Consider the following 18,178-nt stretch of genomic DNA (forward strand, 5'->3'; position numbering starts at 1 on the left):
TAATGGAATATAAACAAAGCGATCGACAGGGATTTTTTAACCGCTTATATGTGCACTTCTTCTTGTATGCGGTGCCGCAACTCAGTGCTGTGGCGCTGGTTGTGACTTTTGGCGATGACTCTCGGGCCAGTTTGTGGCAATCGGCGGTGTTGCTCATTGGCTTTAATCTGGCTTTTGCGCTGTGGTTACTGCTGTTCAATAGTGGCAACGGACGCGTTGAGCCATTTAGTATTGCTATTAATCATGATCAGCTGACAGTCACCGAATTCGGCCGTAAACGCACCATTGAAAGACAACACTTTGGTGGGTGTAAAATTTATTCGGGGTACCCAAAACAAGTCCGGCTTTGTAATCACAAGGGCCAGGATATTCACTTTAGTTACTATGCGATATCCTCAGCACAAAGAGCACAGTTGTTTAAAGAGTTAGGTTGTGACAGCCGATAGGGTGCCCCATGAAATCTATTGAGGCCATGCTACGCCATGACAAACAGAGGATGCGGCTATTACAGGCGGTACAGGCACTGCAGTTGCCGGATTGTTTTATTGCCGCCGGGTTTGTGCGCAATATGGTATGGGATGCTTTGCACGACTATCCACCTACACCGCTCAACGATGTGGATGTTATCTATTATGACAAGCAACAACACTTAGCGCCGGAAAACATCGAAAAGAAGCTGGCCAATACGTTGCCTGATGTTAACTGGCAGGTTAAAAATCAGGCCGTGATGCATCACCGCAATCAGGACCCGGCTTATCAAAACAGTACCGATGCCATGCGCTACTGGCCGGAAAAAGAGACGGCGGTGGGCGTGCGCCTGAATGACAACCACCACCTGGAGCTGGCTGCACCTTTTGGGGTTCAGTCTTTGCTCGAAGGTAAACTCACTCACAATCCGCTGCGTAGTAAAGAGGTATTCAGACAACGCATAGCCAGCAAGCAATGGTTAGAGAAATGGCCAAAACTTCAGATTATTAATTAGCGAACGTTTGTCAGTCCTGGATTGATAAATGACTAGCAAGGGCAGCGCGACTCCGGACGCTGCCTGGCAAATTTTGAGCCGGAAATTAAACTGCTACTTTGAAAGGCATAAGCGCCGCAGAGAGCCGCAACGGGAGCAATCAGGAATGGATTTTTTATGAGCAAGCTTAATACCTGGCGAAAAGGTTATCACCAGCAGCCGCGCTGGTTGCGTGTAAGTGAGTGGTGTCTGCTGGCCTATTCGCTTTATGCATTGTTACTCGGACTATTAACGCCCTATGTACTGACGTCAAAATTGCCGGCGGCGTTATCCCAAACTCTCGGGCGGGAAGTGACCGTTGATACCATCTCGATTAATCCTTTTTTGTTACGTGTACGGGTGGCTAATTTTCGCATTGCAGAAGCAGATCAACAGGGCGACTTTATCCGCTTTACCCAACTGGAGGCCGATGCGGCATTCTGGCGTACCTTATTAACCTTTACACCAACCCTTGAGCATTTCTATTTAAACGGTCCTTATGCGCGGTTAGCCCGTGAGCAGGGCGGTGAAACCACGGAGTTTAACTTTTCAGATATCATTGCGCATATTCAGTCACAAAGCTCGCCCGAGGAGACAAACGAAGAGTCGGGTGATGAAAGCGGTATACCGCACCTGCGACTCGGATTGTTAAATGTAACGGATGGCAAAGTAGAAGTCTTTGACCGGGTCAGCGGTGCCGAACTGGTTTATCCCGACCTGGCGCTGGAGCTGGCTAATCTGGATACCCACGCAACCATTTCGGATAATGCACGAAGCGAGGAACAAGGCAGCCCGGATAATCTGTACCAGGTGAATGTAACCACTACCGAAGGCGGCACCCTGTACGTGGATGGGCTGTTTCAGCTCGCGCCACTGGCCCTTACTGGCAAAGTGGTGATAAAGAAACTAGCCCTGCCACCGTTATGGCCGCTGTCTGATGACATCATCATAGCGCGGTTAACCGATGGGACATTGGATTTCTCAGTAGGTTATGAGGTGAGGGAAACGGAGCAAGGCTTTCGCTTCAGGGCAAATGACGGTCAACTGGCTGTTCATTCACTGGCGCTGTCTGATACAACCCGTCAACGCATTGCGCTGGATACGTTTAGCTTAACCGATATGCGTCTCGATACAGATTCACAGCGGGTGGATATTGCTGGCTTGAAGCTTGAAGCGCCTTATATCAACGGCGTTTACGACAATGACGGGCTGGATTTGGTTAGTCTGCTGATGCCAGCCGGAATAGCACAAAATAACGCGGAACCTGAAGATAACTCGCAGTCAGAGGCATCTTCCGCCTGGCGTGTTGTGCTCGATAAACTGGCAATTACCGAGGGAGATGTTCAACTGCACGACAAAGCCATTGCACAGAGCATGTACTGGCGGCTTCATCCGATAACGGTGACAACCAGCGAAATAGACAGTCACTTTTCAACGCCGGTTGACTATGAAGTTGCACTGGCAATCAGCGGTAATTCTCAGGCTATACCTGATAATGCCCAGGGAGAATTAGTCACTCGCGGCAGTGCTGATCTGGCAACGCAGGCAGTGGCCGGTGAGCTGACACTCTCGAATATCGCGCTGTCACAGGTGCAGTCGTATTTAACGCCTTTCGTAAACTTATCCTTGTCTGAGGGGGCACTGTCTGCCACTACCCGCTACGAAGTTGCAGAGAGCGGTAAAAAGCTACTGGTGAGTGGTGATGCAACCGTTGATAACCTGACCATTCTGGATGGACTGCACTACGAGCCGTTAGTTAAATGGCAATCCCTGGACGTAGCCGATCTACGCTTCAGTCTTGACGACAATACGCTGGATATGGCCTCGGTTAATATTACCGAGCCCTACGCGAAAATCCTTATCGACGAGCAAAAACGGACCAATATCGGTGCGATTATCCGTAGTGGTGAATCTTCTTCTGAAAACGCATCGGAAGTCGGTGACGCTAAAGAAGGCTCTGTTAATACGCCAGAAACTGGCGACGCTGAAGGCTCAACTTTAGCAATCAGTATCGCGGCCATTAACCTTATTAACGGCAGTGCTTACTTCGCTGATGAGTCCTTAACACCGCAGTTTGCGTCGAGTATTGAATCGCTAAACGGTTCTATTGAGCAACTCACCTCCGATGCGGGGAGTGCTGCAAAGGTTGCCATTAACGGCAAGATAGACAGCTATGCGCCGGTGTCTCTCAAGGGCGAAATTAACCCTTTGCTGGAAGAGCTATTCCTCGATCTGCATTTTGCCGTTGAGGGCGCTGAGCTCACCTCGGTGAACCCTTATTCAGGCACTTACATGGGCTATTACATCGATAAAGGGCTGTTGTCTTTGGATGTTCGCTACAAGGTGCAAAACAGTGAGCTTGATGGCAATAATCACGTGGTGATTGATCAGCTTACGCTGGGCAGAAAAAGTGATTCGGAGCAGGCGCTGAGTTTGCCACTGGGCCTTGCTGTAGCGTTACTGCAGGATAACGACGGAGTGATCGATCTCGGTCTTGAGGTGTCTGGCGATCTGGATAATCCGGATTTCAGTTTTGGCTCGATTATATTAAACGCCCTGGGCAACCTTATAACCAAAGCCGTGACCGCGCCGTTTACTTTTCTGGCCAGCCTGGTGGGCAGTGAGGATGAACTTAACCGGGTCGATTTTGCCGCAGGCCAGGACTCGCTCGATGAACAAGCTACACAACGCCTCACTACGCTGGCCGAAGCGCTGAATAAGCGGCCGGGTTTACGGGTGAGTATTGAGGGCACCGTCGATGCGGTGAGCGACGCCCGTGAACTGGCGGTGGCGCAACTACACCAACAACTTCTTGAGCGCAGTGCACAGGATGCTTTACCGGATAACTTTTCTGCCAGTAATGTGCCCCTTGAGGGGCCGTTAGCGAGTACGCTGGAAACCCTGTTTAGCGAAACATTTTCAGATTCGGTGCAGGACGAACAGCAGCGGATCCGGGCGCAACTGCAAAATAATAATGAGGAACCTGTCACCGAACAACAGGTCACGCGAGCCCTGCATATTACGATGTACAATCGCTTGAGAGACAGTATTACCATTCCCGAGAGTGAGCTGGCCGCGCTGGCTCAGGCGCGTGGTAAACGCGTGAAAGCCTATTTGGTCAATCAGGCTCAGGTAGAAGCCGGGCGTCTGTTTTTACTTAACAGTCGGGAGCACCTGCAGTCCCAGTCAAGAAGTGTGGAATTGTCGTTACAGGCAGATTAGGTTTAGTCTGATATTCTCAAAAATCGAGCGAGGCTATATCGTAACGCCTTTTGGGTTAGGGCTGTTCTCTTTTTTTATCAACACTTGTCTGAATAACAGATAAATCCCGAATCGACTATAATCATCAGGAAGTTGTATTTTTTAGCGATTACAAGGAAGAGCAATCATGACAGCTGAACGTACTAATTACTTTTTAGATAGCTTAACCCGTGGGGGATTTCTGATTAATTGGTACCTCCATAAAACCCCAAAAGACAAACTTGATAATTCTATCGCCTTTCTGGCAGCTTTTGTGGAAACACTACTTATTGTCGGTGTGATAATGTTGGTTGCAGGCTCCTTTACACTATCTATTCCCGGCGTTCTTTTAGCAATGTGGATATCAAGCGGAGTTGCTTATGGCGCCGTTCTGACAGTTAATAATTACCCTCTGATACACCGTGTTGCCGTGGGCATTATTTTCGGCGTTAGTTGTATGTTGTTAACAATCATGTTTCTCAATAACTAAGCAGATACTGTGATGAAAATAGCAGGTCGTAATAAATAAGTGCTTCCCAAAATCGGATAGTCAACTCAGATAAAAGTTACTAGAGGACAAGCAATAAAAAAGCGGCGCATTTAGCGCCGCTTAGCAGGGAGATAATGTCTTAGTGGTTACTGTTTGTTTTCCAGTAATGCACTGCCAATTTCAATTTGGCGGGGCTTTTTCTCTTCCGGAATTTCGCGTTCCAGGTCGATATTGAGTAGCCCGTGTTCCAGGTTAGCGCCGGTTACTTTTACGTGGTCGCCTAAGTGGAACTTACGTTCAAAGTTGCGCTCAGAAATGCCTTTATGCAGGAACTGACGTTTTTGTTCCTCATCCTGGCTTTCCTCGGCCTCTTTTTTACCGGCCACAGTCAGCGCGTTTTCCAGCACTTCGATGCTTACATCGTCTTTGCTGAAGCCGGCTACGGCCATGCTGATTCGGTATTTGTCTTCGCCCATTAACTCGATGTTGTAAGGCGGGTAAGTGGTTTGATTACCGTTTTGAGAAGCTGCATCAATCATGGATGCCAGACGGTCAAAACCAATAAAAGAACGGTAAAGTGGAGATAGATCGATAGTACGCATAGTCATATCCTCGCAATTAAGCAATATGTAAAGTTAGGTTTAATACCACCCCGCTTAGCGGCGATGGTTGTGTCGGCCTTATCATTAAGCCCCGACAGTAAAAGAGATATGTGCAGCTGGTTCTTTTTCAATAGCATGTATAAAAAAATCCCGCTTTTTTAAGCGGGGTTTTTCAAAATCGATTTAAAATTAGCAGGTTACATTGCTACGGATTTTACAATATGGCCATCTTTAACCACCAGGCCAACGTTTTCGAGCAGCGAAATATCATCCAGCGGGTTACCTTTTACGCCCACAATATCGGCTTTTTTACCGGCACTGATACTGCCTAACGTTTCTTGTTGTTTAAGCAGTGTTGCCGGATGAATGGTGGCCGCCTGGATAGCCTGCATTGGGGTCATGCCAAAGCGCACCATGCGGGCAAATTGCTTACCATTGTCGCCGTGAGGGTAAACCCCGGCATCCGAACCAAACACCATTTTCACCCCGGCTTTCACCGCTTTCTGAAAGTTTTCACGCTGACGTTTGCCCACAATACGCTCTTTAGCGAGACTTTCTTCTAAGATACCGGCTTTTTCGCCTTCACTTAAAATATACTCGGTAACGTAAATATCCATCGAGAAGTAAGTGCCATGCTCGAGCGCTAGTTCAATGCCTTCCTCATCCAGTAAACTAACGTGCTCTACTGAGTCGACACCGGCTTTAATGGCTGTTTTGATACCACTGGTACCGTGCGCATGCGTGGCAACGGTTAAGCCGCGCATGTGGGCTTCGTCTACCAGCGCCTGCATTTCCTCGAAGGTGTATTGCTGCACACCCACTTTAGTACCTTTTGATAATACGCCGCCGGTGCCACAGAATTTAATTACTGTAGCGCCGTATTTAATATTGCGACGCACAATTTCGCGGACTGCCCAGGGGCCGTCTGCCACGCCTTCACTCACAGTATGAAACTCATAAGGCAGCAGGTTATTGTCGCAGTGCCCGCCGGTTACGCCCAGCGACGGGCCCGATACAAACATCCGTGGCCCTTGTATGTCGCCATCGTTAATGGCATCCCTTAAGGCCACATCGGCAAAGCCGGGGGCGCCAACGTTACGAACAGTGGTAAAGCCTGCCATAAGCGTGGCTTCGGCATGTTTTACACCGGTCAGCGTGACGCGCGGCAAGGAATCCGCCAGACGTTTATAGCCGTGTTTGGTGGCGTCAGAGGTGAGGTGAACGTGCATATCCATTAAACCGGGCATCAGTGTGTAATCGCCCAGTTCCATCACGTCAGAATCAGCCGGAATGGTTACCGAACGCTTGGTACCGGCAGCCACAATGGTATTGTCTTCCATTACTACTACAGCATTAGTGATCAGCTTGCCATTTTCCACGTCGATCATACGGTCGGCGGTCAGTACTGTGGTTTTAGCACACGCGGCAGAAGCGCCAAGCGTCAGTGCAAGGAGTGTTATTATCGTTTTCATTGAATACCCTGGAATGTTAAATCTTAAGGTACAAAACTAGCAGTTAGCCAGCGTAAGGTATAGGTTAATCGCGACTGAGCGGCGCTATTGAGCGAGGAAATTTCAGTTGCTCTGAGCACCGCGCTCGCGCAGTTTAAAAATGAGGAAAACCAGCCCGATTAAACCGGTTAACAGCCACAGCGGGAAATCGCCCCATTGACGATAAGGCGTGCTGCCGGAAACGGTTGATAACTTGGCTGATAGAGCGGCAGTTTCAAACTGCGGCAACTGCGCAACCACTTTACCCCGATGGTCGATAAAGGCCGATATACCGTTGTTGGTAGAGCGGATCACGCCAATGCCCAGCTCTTTGGCTCGCATACGGGCAATTTGTAAATGCTGAGCCGGGCCGTGAGAACGACCAAACCAGGCGTCGTTGCTGACGGTAATAATAAAATCCGTGTCGGCATAAAGGTTGGCTCTTACCTGGCGCGGAAAGGCAATCTCAAAACAAATGGCCGGGGCCAGGTGCAGGCCATTAGCCAGCAGGTTGGGTTGTTGAAAATCGCCACGACTAAACGATGACATGGGTAAGTCAAACAAAGGAGCCAGCGGCCTTAGTAAATCCTCAAAAGGCACAAACTCGCCAATGGGTAACAGGTGGTGTTTGGCATAGCGGTTACCATGAAAATAACGGTAATGGCCCTGTTCGTCGTCGGCATGGGATTTACCCAGTACAATCAGATTGTTCCAGGCTTCCTGACTTTCAAAGTTATAGTTAACCACACCGGTGATAATGGCCGTATCGTAGCGGGCGGCTTCGGCGTTCATATCAGTGATAAAATCCTGAGCCAGCATTTCCAGTTTGGGAATAGCGGCTTCCGGCCAGATGATCACATCGTTGTCCCATACCAGGCTTGTCAGCTCCCGGTAGGTGTTCATGGTCGGTGCGTCCTGTTCCGGGACCCAACGCAAAGACTGCGCAATATTACCCTGCGCCATACCAATAGAAACTGGCTGTTGGGGCTCAACCCAGCTAACTGAATTTAACAGCAAAGCTGCAATAGTTATCGAACCGGTAATGGCTATGGCCTGTAAAAATCGTTTGGTCAGGGTGGCCACGGCTAACGCGCTAACCATGGTCATTAATAACCAGGTCATGCCGGTTTCGCCGAGCACGGGCAGCCAGCCGGATAGCGGGCTGTCGAGTTGACTGTAACCTAAGGATAACCACGGAAAACCGCTCAGCAACCAGCTTCTGAGCCATTCAGCGATAAACCAGATCGCAGGGAGCAGCAGCGGCAGCAGGGCAGGTTTGACCCAGCGTTTAGCAAAGTAAAAACTGAACGCGGGAAACAGCGCCAGGTAGGCACTGAGTAAAAACATCATTAGCACTGAAGCGATGAGTGGCATACCGCCAAAGTCTGCAATACTCACGTGCACCCAACTGATCCCGGCACCAAACCAGCCCAGACCAAAGGTCCAGCCCAGCCAGAAAGCTTTTTTAGGGGTATCCGTAAGGAGTAACTGACGTAATGCCACCACCAGAGCGACAGGCGTGATCAGCCATAAATCGAAAGGGGCATAGGCCATAGTTAACGACGTGCCGGCCAATAACACCAGCACTAAAGGAAGCCACTTTCTCAAGCCAATTACTCCAGGTCTGGCAGGGTCACTTTCAGTTGCATCAACCGGCGTTTATCCGAGTTGGTAATTTTAAACTGGATGTTATCAATAGTGATTTCATCACTGGTGGCAGGCATATGGCCAAAGGCCTTTAATACGATGCCGCCAATAGTATCCGCTTCCTCTTCGCTGAATTTGGTTTCGAAAAAACGGTTAAACTCATCAACCGGTACCAGTGCCTTAACCGAATACGTATATTTGTTAAGCGGACGGATATCATCGGTGCCGTCTTCTTCCAGATCGTATTCGTCTTCAATCTCACCAACGATAAGCTCAAGAATATCCTCGATGGTCACCAGGCCGGATACACCACCGTATTCGTCTACCACAATGGCCATGTGATAACGCTGCTGGCGGAACTCCTTGAGCAGGACATCAACCCGTTTACTTTCCGGGACGATCACTGCAGGACGTAATACGTCTCGTAAATGGAATGCCTGATCGTCGTTAGTAATAAACGCGTAGCGGAGCAAATCCTTGGCTAATAAAATGCCTTCGATATGGTCTTTATCTTCGTTAATAACGGGGAATCTGGAGTGAGCGCTGTCGAGCATGACAGGCAAAAATTCTTCAACCGGCTGGTCGATGTCGATGGTAACCATCTGAGCGCGTGGGATCATAATGTCCCTTACCCGCATTTCGTTGACGCCAATAACGCCTTCGATCATTTCTCTGGTTTGGGGGTCGATCAGCTCGCGCTGTTCGGCTTCGGTGATGACCTCAACCAGGTCTTCTTTACTTTGCGGCTCTCCGGAGAATGAAAGCTTCAGTTTATCAAACCAGCTTTTTCCCGAGGAGCCGTTGGTAGAGTGGGGGTTATCGTCGCTCATAATGTCCGTGTCTAATTAGCGTTATAGGGTCTGTTTCTTGTTTATTTCTGGCTTTACGGCCCGCATGAACAATGAAAAAGCGCCTGCGTCTTTTGCAAAGTTAATCGTCTTGATACGGGTCGTCAATGGATAATTTGGCTAACAGGTCAATTTCAAGTTGCTCCATGGCCTGCGCTTCATCTTCTTCAATATGGTCGAATCCCAGTAAATGCAGGGTGCCGTGAATGATCATATGGGCATAGTGGTCGCCAATTGCTTTGTGTTGCTCGGCAGCTTCTGCAGCGATAACCGGCACGCAAACAACCAGATCGCCAAGCAGGTTAAGCGGCACTTCCGGCGGGCACTCAAAGGGAAAAGACAGCACATTGGTTGGCTTGTCCTTGCCGCGGTATTCGTGGTTAAGCGATTGTGACTCGTCGCTATCAACAAACCGTACGGTGAGCTCTTTTTCGCCTGTTTCCAGGTGATTCAGAACCAACGAAGCCCACGCGGTGAGCTGGGCTTCGTCCGGAATAGAAGCGATAAGTTCAGCGGCGCCTTCATAGGCTTGCTGGTAATCAACAACGGCGCTCACTTAATCATCACTCTCGTCGGATTTGTCTTGCTTTTCCTGTTCCTGGGCTGCTTTTTTAGCAATCCGCATACGCTCCTGCTCGGCGTCGTAATCTTCATAAGCCTGCACAATGCGTGCAACAACCGGGTGACGAACCACGTCGCCGGCAGTAAAGAAGTTAAAGGAAATGTCATTCACATCCTGCAACACATTAATGGCGTGACGCAGGCCAGAGCGCGCGCCGCGCGGTAAATCCACCTGGGTAATATCACCGGTGATAACCGCCTGGGAGTTAAAGCCAATCCGGGTGAGGAACATTTTCATTTGTTCTACGGTGGTGTTCTGGCTTTCATCAAGAATGATAAAGGCATCATTGAGCGTACGGCCACGCATATAAGCCAGCGGGGCGACTTCAATAACATTACGCTCCATGAGCTTTTCCACTTTCTCGAAGCCCATCATTTCAAACAGGGCATCGTAAAGAGGGCGCAAATAAGGGTCGACCTTCTGGGATAAATCGCCGGGCAGAAAACCAAGTTTTTCACCGGCCTCGACTGCCGGGCGGGTGAGCAGAATACGGCGCACTTCCTGACGTTCCAGGGCATCTACAGCGCAGGCTACTGCCAGGTAGGTTTTACCGGTACCCGCCGGGCCAATACCAAAGGTAATATCGTGATTGACCACATTAGCCACGTACTGCGCCTGATGAGGATTACGTGGCTTAATAACACCACGCTTGGTCTTGATATTGATTTCTTTGCCGTACTGGCCGGATTCTTCGCGCTCCAGGCAATTGGCTTCCTGAATGGCAAGATGAACCTGCTCGGGGGGTAAATCCGGTATCAGCCCTTTAATCGGCTGCGTCTCGATGTACAGTAACTTAAGTAACTCACCGGCGCCTTTGGTTTGCTGAGGCTCGCCAACAATCTTAAAAAAGTTGTTGCGATAGGTGATTTCGACGCCCAGTCGACGCTCAATTTGCTTGATATTATCGTCGAACGGGCCGCACAGGCTGGATAACCGTTTATTATCTTCCGGTTCCAGCACGACTTCATTACTTACCAGTTTACTCAAGTTGCTTTACTGCCTCTTAAATTGAAGGTTGAAATTGGCTTACACCAAGTTCATCAGGCAGCTCGGCCTGATGCTTGGCTAAAATGCTTTGCGGTGATACGGCTACGCGCAGGCCCATGTCGGCCTCGCGGCGAACCACTTCGCCACGCAGCGAGTTACTGAATACGTCGGTGATTTTAACATCCACAAACTCGCCAATCATATCGGGTGTACCCGGGAAGTTAACTACCCGGTTATTCTCGGTACGCCCCTGTAACTCCATAATGTCTTTTTTCGATGGGCCTTCCACCAGAATGCGCTGCTCAGTATCCAGCATATTGCGGGCAATGCGCAGTGCCTGCTGGTTAATACGTTGCTGCAACAAATAAAGACGTTGTTTTTTGGTGTCTCCGCTTACATCGTCTACGGCATCCGCCGCCGGTGTGCCCGGGCGCGCTGAATAAATAAAGCTGAAGCTCAGGTCATAATCCACTGCCTGAATTAAGTCCATGGTAGCTTCGAAGTCTGCATCGGTTTCGCCAGGGAAGCCGATAATAAAGTCAGAAGACATGCTGATATTCGGGCGCACTTTACGTAATTTGCGGATCTTTGACTTATATTCAAGGGCAGTGTGGCCGCGTTTCATTAAATTGAGAATACGATCCGAGCCACTTTGCACCGGCAGGTGCAGGTGATCAACCAGCTCTGGTACGGTTTCGTACACGGCAATAATGTCGTCGGTAAATTCCACCGGATGTGAGGTGGTGTAACGAATACGGTCGATACCATCAATGGCGGCAATCAGTTCCAGCAGTTCGGCAAAGCGGCACACAGAGCCGTCGTGGTGCTCGCCACGAAACGCGTTAACGTTCTGACCCAGCAGGTTTACTTCACGCACGCCTTGTTCTGCCAGCTGAGCGACTTCCAGCAGTACATCATCCACCGGGCGACTGACTTCTTCGCCACGGGTGTAAGGTACTACACAGAAGCTACAGTATTTGGAGCAGCCTTCCATAATAGAAACAAACGCCGTTGGGCCTTCTGCGCGGGGCTCTGGCAGGCGGTCGAACTTTTCGATTTCCGGAAAGCTGACATCCACTACCGATGTTTCGCCAGCCTGGATTTGATTAATCATTTCAGGCAAGCGGTGCAGGGTTTGCGGTCCGAAAATAAGATCGACAAACGGCGCCCGCTGACGAATGTGATCGCCTTCCTGTGAGGCCACACAACCGCCCACACCAATGATCAGATCCGGGTTGGTCTTTTTCAGGTTTTTCCAGCGGCCCAATTGATGGAACACTTTTTCCTGGGCTTTTTCGCGGATAGAGCAGGTGTTGAGCAAAATAACATCGGCCTGTTCCGCTTCTTCAGCCAGCGAATACCCGTGAGTTGAATCGAGCAGATCGGCCATTTTTTCCGAATCATACTCATTCATCTGGCAACCCCAGGTTTTGATGTACAGCTTTTTACTCATAACAATTCGATAATCACGTTGGGCTGGCGCCAACACTCAGGATAATTAAGTTAACCCCGGGCGCGCAGCGATATTGGTCAAAATAGCCGCGTATTTTAACTGTTATAAACCCTGATCGCCACCCTTGTGAACCGGTCTGAGCGGGATTTTAGCGCTTTTTCGATCCAGCCCAAGGCAAGTTTACGTAACAGCTTAAACTTCATGATTTATTGCTAACGCACTGATATAAAGCGCAGGTTAGATTTAACCCCTGAGTTGGGGCATAATCGCAAAACATAAACAGGGTTCCTATATGTTTGATTTTTGTATTAATGGTGCTGGCATGGTGGGCGCCGCCACCGCGTTAGGACTGGCACAGCAGGGTTATCAGGTAGCGATTATAGAACAACGTCCGCCGCAACCTTTTGAGGCTGCTCAGCCGCCGGATTTACGTATGTCAGCCATCAGTGTGGCATCGGTAGACCTACTGCGTGCGCTGGGGGCCTGGCAACATATTGAAGCCATGCGGGTACGCTCTTACAGTGAGTTATCGGTGTGGGAGCGGCCGGACTGCCGAACTGATTTCACCGCCAGTGATGCCGGCTTCGAACGCCTGGGCTACTTTGTGGAAAACCGGCTGATTCAGCTGGGCTGTCATCAGGCGCTGAAAAACTTCGATAACGTTACATGGTACTCACCGGCGCAGATTAGCGGTATTAAGCGCTCTGCCAGCGCTGATGAACCAGTGATTATCAGCCTGGGATCCGGTGACGAAATTACCACTAAATGGCTGGTCGGGGCCGATGGTGCCGAATCCCAGGTGCGCCAGCTTGCCGGGATTGGTATTTCAGGCTGGCAGTACGCTCAGCAGGCCATGGGCATTATTGTGGAATTTACTCAGCCGGTAGCTGATTGTACCTGGCAGCAATTTACGCCCCATGGCCCGCGAGCTTTACTGCCTATGCACGATAATTACGCCTCGCTTATCTGGTACGACAGCCCGTCGCGTCTGGCGGCTTTAGCAAAACTATCGCCAGCCCAGCTAAAGCAGGCAATCGAAAACGACTTCCCGCCATTAGGTGATGACTTTAAGGTATTGAATAAAGCCGCCTTCACCCTCATTAGAAGACATGCCAGTGAATATGTGGTGCCAGGCATTATTCTGGTAGGGGATGCAGCACATACCATTAATCCATTGGCCGGGCAGGGGGTAAACCTGGGGTTTAAAGACGTGGCTTGCCTGCTGGGTCAAACCGCCAACGGCCAGGCGAACGGCGAAGACTTTGCTGCTCGCTTACGTACCGGATACCAGCGGCCACGTCAGCGGGATAACGCGCTGATGATGACTGCCATGGATGGGTTTTATACCACCTTCAGTAATGATCATACGCCGCTGAAATGGCTACGGAATGGCTTGCTAAAACTGGCGCAACATACCGGGCCAATAAAGGCTCAGGTACTCAAATACGCAATGGGATTAGCTTAATGACCATACTTTATATTCTTGGCATATTATTTCTGGCACTGATAATTATTGTGCCATTGCTGGAAAAGTCGAAATGGCGAATGAGCGGTGAGGATATGTCGAAACTGACCCGCTGGTTCTGGCCGCTATTAATGATTTTACTGGTTGCTCAGTTAATCAAAATGCTGGTGACTTAGGCCGGCCAGGTTGCGGCGCGGGCGTAATTACTGCGCCCATTCACCGCTTAAATCACTGACAATTTTATCCACCATCCAGCTCAGGCTTGTCGGCGATTCCACGCTGGTTGCCAGAGTTCGCATGGCGATAAACTGGCCCTGTAACCACATCGCAGCGCGCTCAACCGGTATATCAGCGGCCAGTTCACCCGTACTCCGGGCTTTTAAAATCACCGCCTGAAAGGCTTCACGCAAGTGTGCCAGCGCAGCTTGCAGCTCACTTTTTACGCCTTCTGGCAGTTCCGCCCAGTCGGCCTGGGTTTTCACAATCAGGCACTGAATTTTATGCGCGGCGCTGTCCTCTACCGTTAAAGGGAAACGCAGGAATTCGCGTAGTTGCTGCAACGGTGTATCACTGTTTGCAACAGCCATAATCTGACCATGCAGTACGCCGGTGTAATGGTTAAGCACCTCAAGATACAACCCTTCCTTACTGCCGAACGCGGAATAAATACTACCAGGACGTTTATCCAGCGCGGTCTGCAGGTCTCGCATGCCGGTGCCAAGATAGCCTTTTAACCAAAACACCTCGGTTGCCTGTTGAATACTTTGTTCCCGTGGATAACCCATTTGTCTACCTTATAAATATTAATTTGAACGATCGCTCAAATTTAACTTGAACGATCGTTCATGCAGGCGTTATGGTAAAACTTCACCAACCAAAAATAAAGGACAGCTATGACAGATTTTACCATTTACACAATGAAAAGTGCGCCGGAAGCAGCACAGCCGCTACTAGAGGACTCCATTGCCTCATTTGGCATGATCCCCAATTTACACGGGGTGATGGCGGAGTCCCCGGCGGTGCTGCTGAGCTATAAATTTTTACACACTCAGGCTCAGAATACGTCGTTCAGCCCTGAAGAGCTCACTGTAGTGTGGCAAACGGCGAATGTGGAGCACGAATGTCACTACTGTGTACCAGCGCATACTGGCATTGCCAAAAGTATGAAAGTGGACGATAGCATTACCGAAGCACTAAGACATAAAACCCCGTTACCAGACAAACTGGAAGTGCTGCGCGAAACAACCAAAGCCATTCTGCTCGACCGGGGCAATCCGGATACTGCTAAACTTACCGCCTTTTTTGATGCCGGTTACAGCAAGCAGCAGCTGTTGGAGATTATTTTGATTCTGGCGCAGAAGGTTATGAGCAATTACATTAACCATCTGGCAGATACACCGGTGGATAAAGCCTTCGCGAAATATGAGTGGCATCCAGCCTAAAGCAAACAGGGCCTGATTCATCAGGCCCTGTTGTTAATTACCAGATACCGTCTTCAGTTTTACCCTGAATCTCGCAGTCGCCGGTTTTGTATTCCGGCGTTTCGCCCCGCTCGCGTTTATTAAAGTAATCCTTGCTGATACTGACGATAGTGGGTGTCATCCACATGATGGCGATAATATTGATCACTGACATTAAGCCTAACGCCATATCCGCTGCTGCCCACACTTCAGGTAACGCGGCCATTGAGCCCCAGAAAATCATCGCCAGATAACCGCAGGTATAAACGATACGGCCTATTTTGTTATCGAGCTTAAACATATGCAGGTTACTTTCACCGTAAGCGTAGTTGGCCACCACTGAAGTAAACGAGAAAAAGCAAATTGCCGCGGCAACGAAATCAGCGCCACCGGCACCAATATGCGTTTCCATAGCAGACTGGGTTAAACGGATCCCTTCCATCTGCTCGCTGCTGGAGCCGCCGGCAAGTAAAATAATAAATGCCGTAGCTGTACACAGCACCATGGTGTCCAGGAAGACGCCAAGCATTTGGATATAGCCCTGGGAAACCGGATGATTAGGGTTAGGCGCAGCACTCGCAGCAGCGTGAGGTACGCTCCCTGAACCGGCTTCGTTAGAATATAAACCACGCTGGATACCGTTTTTCACCGCCGCCCCCATGGCTCCGGCGCCAGCTTCCTGTAAACCAAAGGCAGACTGAATAATATTCATCAGCATGGCTGGTAGTTCGGTAATATTGATAGCACACACCAGCAGGGCAGCAAGTACGTAACTGATGCCCATAAACGGCACCACCCATTCCGCAAAACGGGCAATACCGCGTAAACCGCCCACTACAATGAGCGCTGCCAGGGCGATAATCGCCATACCTGAATAGCTGGTTGGAATGTCGTAGGCGGCATTCAGCGCATCGGTGATGGTATTGGCCTGGACGGCGGAAAAGATAAAACCATAACCTAAGAATAAGCACAGTGAAAACGCCACGGCCAGCCAGGTTTTATTCAGCCCCTGCTTAATGTAATAAGCCGGTCCGCCACGGAATTCGCCGTTGTCATCCTTAACCTTATACAACTGGCCCAGCACACTCTCGGCAAAGCCGGTTGCCATACCTAGTAGCGCGATAACCCACATCCAGAAAATACTGCCGGCGCCACCGAGAGAAATAGCCACGGCTACGCCTGCCAGGTTACCTGTGCCCACCCGTGCAGACAAACTGGTACACAGTGCCTGGAATGAACTAATGCCTTCTTTGTTGCTGCTGGTGCTGCCTTTCAGCAGGCTGAACATATGGCCAAAATGTTTAATTTGCACACCGCCAAGTCGAATTGTGAACCAAATACCACAAATCAACAGCATGTAAATGAGAACCTGGCCGTTACCCCAGAGAATATTATTAATAAACGCAACGATGTCGTTGAGCACTGAAGAGTTCCTGTTTAATTATTATAAGGTGGGAATAAAATATACCATATATGGACCCTCTCCGATTGCAAGACACCGTGTTGACTAATTAACGTGATTCATTGCTGCCATATATTCGGCTTTTTAGTGAAGTCATGTGGCTTCTAGCCTTGATGGTTGTTCGCATCTTGTTGTCTCATCAATCCGGCGGCCTCGAAGGCCCTTGGTATAATCTGATTTGAACAAGATGGTTATGAACCGTTAATCATCAGTACGTTGTCTTTTGCAATGCGTTGATAGGCTTCCTGTTTTCGTTTACGTGCTTACTACTGGTTTGGGTTTGACCGGCTAAACCGCAGCTTTATTTATCTGCCCTGGCAGATAATCCTGTTGATGGTGCAGCATGGCCCAGGCCATTCTCGCCATCTTATTGGCCAGCGCGACGCAAGCTTTGTTAAAGCTCATTCGCGCTAAGCAAGCCCGACACCACTGGCTCACTTTATCGGTTTTATCACCGATATGGCGCAAGGCGGCTCTGGCACCGTTAATCATCTGGGTGCGTAAATACGTATTCCCGCGTTTGCTGATACCCAGCAATCTCGGGTTATCTCCCGTTGTATGTTGTTTGGGGACGATACCCAACCAAGCGGCTAAATGTCGACCACTATTAAAAGCCTGTCCTTGTCCAATACCTGCATATAAAGCAGTAGCAATCAGTGGCCCAATACCGGTCATGCTCATTAAGCGCTCGCATACAGGGTGGTTTTGTGCAAATGCTTTCAACTCCTTATCCATTTCCTTAATGCGCTCCCGTAACACCAACAAATCGTTGAATAAACCTTGAAACAGTTGGCGAGCTAGCATACTCAATCCATTATCAGCCTCTTCCAAGGTGAAAGGTAATTCTTTCACCACGGTCGCTACGCCCCGTGCATACACAATACCGTATTCAGCCAACGAGCCTCTTATCTGATTACTCAACGCTGTTTGCTGCGCTATCATACGCTCTCGAATACGATGCATGAGCTGAATATCTTGTTGTTCCTGAGACTTAAACGGCACAAATCGCATCCCTTCACGCTGTGAGGCCTCGGCTATCGCCTCTGCATCATTGTAATCGTGTTTATTGCCTTTTCGGTATGCCACAACATATTGCGGCGCGATGGCTTTGACTTCATGCCCCGCTTTTGTCAGCTCACGACACCAATAATGGCAACTGCCACAGGCTTCCATCACCACGATACTTGGCTCCAGTTGGCTAAAATAGGACAGCACCTGATAACGCTTTAACTTCTTCTTTTTGAGTACTCTGCCGGACTGATTCATAACAACTAAATGAAAAACAGACTTGGCGATATCTAAACCTATTGTTACCTTATTCATGTGACCTTCTCCTTCTTGATAGTGATTCAACAACTCTATCTTGGCTCATTTGAAGCCTTTATGGGAGGAGAGGGTCCATACCATTAATC

17 protein-coding genes are annotated in these 18,178 nt (G+C 49.5%); 7 read left to right on the forward strand and 10 right to left on the reverse strand.

From position 1 onward, the window contains the following. Positions 1 to 2 precede the first annotated feature (2 nt). The 4 genes from C6Y40_RS04765 to C6Y40_RS04780 all read left to right on the forward strand — a co-directional run bounded on the left by C6Y40_RS04765 (position 3) and on the right by C6Y40_RS04780 (position 4,730). Positions 3 to 446: a hypothetical protein gene (locus C6Y40_RS04765; protein ID WP_105933587.1), complete on the forward strand. Its 444-nt coding sequence runs from the start codon at positions 3 to 5 to the stop codon at positions 444 to 446. 8 nt (positions 447 to 454) lie between these two features. Next, complete coding sequence (locus tag C6Y40_RS04770; RefSeq protein ID WP_105933588.1) at positions 455 to 982, forward strand: nucleotidyltransferase family protein; 528 nt, start codon at positions 455 to 457, stop codon at positions 980 to 982. Positions 983 to 1,138: 156 nt separating this feature from the next. Beyond that, positions 1,139 to 4,222, forward strand: coding sequence for a DUF748 domain-containing protein (locus C6Y40_RS04775; RefSeq protein ID WP_105933589.1), 3,084 nt, complete (start codon positions 1,139 to 1,141; stop codon positions 4,220 to 4,222). Between the two features lie 166 nt (positions 4,223 to 4,388). Then, on the forward strand, positions 4,389 to 4,730 hold the full coding sequence (locus C6Y40_RS04780; protein WP_105933590.1) for a hypothetical protein: 342 nt from the start codon (positions 4,389 to 4,391) through the stop codon (positions 4,728 to 4,730). 146 nt (positions 4,731 to 4,876) lie between these two features. On the opposite strand, the gene C6Y40_RS04785 is transcribed toward C6Y40_RS04780, so the two are convergent. The 7 genes from C6Y40_RS04785 to miaB form a co-directional block, all read right to left on the reverse strand. Continuing rightward, positions 4,877 to 5,332: an Hsp20 family protein gene (locus C6Y40_RS04785; RefSeq protein WP_105933591.1), complete on the reverse strand. Its 456-nt coding sequence runs from the start codon at positions 5,330 to 5,332 to the stop codon at positions 4,877 to 4,879. A 197-nt stretch (positions 5,333 to 5,529) separates the two neighbouring features. Then, on the reverse strand, positions 5,530 to 6,804 hold the full coding sequence (locus C6Y40_RS04790; RefSeq protein ID WP_105933592.1) for a Xaa-Pro dipeptidase: 1,275 nt from the start codon (positions 6,802 to 6,804) through the stop codon (positions 5,530 to 5,532). A gap of 102 nt (positions 6,805 to 6,906) precedes the next feature. Further along, positions 6,907 to 8,430 (reverse strand): apolipoprotein N-acyltransferase, encoded by a 1,524-nt coding sequence (gene lnt / locus C6Y40_RS04795; protein ID WP_105933593.1) that lies wholly within the window; start codon positions 8,428 to 8,430, stop codon positions 6,907 to 6,909. A gap of 5 nt (positions 8,431 to 8,435) precedes the next feature. Further along, a complete protein-coding gene (gene corC, locus C6Y40_RS04800; protein ID WP_105933594.1) occupies positions 8,436 to 9,299 on the reverse strand; it encodes a CNNM family magnesium/cobalt transport protein CorC in 864 nt (287 codons plus the stop codon). Positions 9,300 to 9,399: 100 nt separating this feature from the next. Continuing rightward, complete coding sequence (ybeY, locus tag C6Y40_RS04805) at positions 9,400 to 9,873, reverse strand: rRNA maturation RNase YbeY (RefSeq protein ID WP_105933595.1); 474 nt, start codon at positions 9,871 to 9,873, stop codon at positions 9,400 to 9,402. Further along, positions 9,874 to 10,926, reverse strand: a complete 1,053-nt coding sequence (locus tag C6Y40_RS04810) for a PhoH family protein (protein WP_105933596.1) — start codon at positions 10,924 to 10,926, stop codon at positions 9,874 to 9,876. It lies immediately after the preceding gene. Positions 10,927 to 10,942: 16 nt separating this feature from the next. Then, the gene (gene miaB / locus C6Y40_RS04815; RefSeq protein WP_105933605.1) at positions 10,943 to 12,379 is read right to left on the reverse strand and encodes a tRNA (N6-isopentenyl adenosine(37)-C2)-methylthiotransferase MiaB; all 1,437 of its coding nucleotides are present in this window, start codon (positions 12,377 to 12,379) and stop codon (positions 10,943 to 10,945) included. A 292-nt stretch (positions 12,380 to 12,671) separates the two neighbouring features. Between miaB and C6Y40_RS04820 the strand changes: the two genes are divergently transcribed. Together C6Y40_RS04820 and C6Y40_RS24690 are read left to right on the forward strand one after the other, a co-directional pair. Continuing rightward, a complete protein-coding gene (locus C6Y40_RS04820; protein ID WP_105933597.1) occupies positions 12,672 to 13,844 on the forward strand; it encodes an FAD-dependent oxidoreductase in 1,173 nt (390 codons plus the stop codon). Continuing rightward, positions 13,844 to 14,020: a hypothetical protein gene (locus tag C6Y40_RS24690; protein WP_170308411.1), complete on the forward strand. Its 177-nt coding sequence runs from the start codon at positions 13,844 to 13,846 to the stop codon at positions 14,018 to 14,020. The genes C6Y40_RS04820 and C6Y40_RS24690 overlap by 1 nt, the downstream gene beginning before the upstream one ends. Positions 14,021 to 14,047: 27 nt before the next feature. Here the strand turns inward: C6Y40_RS24690 and C6Y40_RS04825 are convergent, their stop codons facing one another. Continuing rightward, positions 14,048 to 14,629 carry a TetR/AcrR family transcriptional regulator gene (locus C6Y40_RS04825; protein WP_105933598.1) on the reverse strand — a complete coding sequence of 194 codons (582 nt, stop codon included), beginning with the start codon at positions 14,627 to 14,629 and terminating at the stop codon, positions 14,048 to 14,050. 108 nt (positions 14,630 to 14,737) lie between these two features. Between C6Y40_RS04825 and C6Y40_RS04830 the strand changes: the two genes are divergently transcribed. Next, positions 14,738 to 15,286: a carboxymuconolactone decarboxylase family protein gene (locus tag C6Y40_RS04830; protein WP_105933599.1), complete on the forward strand. Its 549-nt coding sequence runs from the start codon at positions 14,738 to 14,740 to the stop codon at positions 15,284 to 15,286. 37 nt (positions 15,287 to 15,323) lie between these two features. Here the strand turns inward: C6Y40_RS04830 and C6Y40_RS04835 are convergent, their stop codons facing one another. Both C6Y40_RS04835 and C6Y40_RS04840 read right to left on the reverse strand, forming a co-directional pair. Next, positions 15,324 to 16,727 carry an alanine/glycine:cation symporter family protein gene (locus C6Y40_RS04835; RefSeq protein WP_105933600.1) on the reverse strand — a complete coding sequence of 468 codons (1,404 nt, stop codon included), beginning with the start codon at positions 16,725 to 16,727 and terminating at the stop codon, positions 15,324 to 15,326. 327 nt (positions 16,728 to 17,054) lie between these two features. Then, positions 17,055 to 18,089, reverse strand: coding sequence for an IS110 family RNA-guided transposase (locus C6Y40_RS04840; RefSeq protein ID WP_105933601.1), 1,035 nt, complete (start codon positions 18,087 to 18,089; stop codon positions 17,055 to 17,057). Between the last annotated feature and the right edge of the window lie 89 nt (positions 18,090 to 18,178).

The sequence above is a fragment of the Marisediminitalea alba genome (assembly GCF_002993365.1).
Taxonomy (GTDB): Bacteria; Pseudomonadota; Gammaproteobacteria; order Enterobacterales; family Alteromonadaceae; genus Alteromonas; species Alteromonas alba.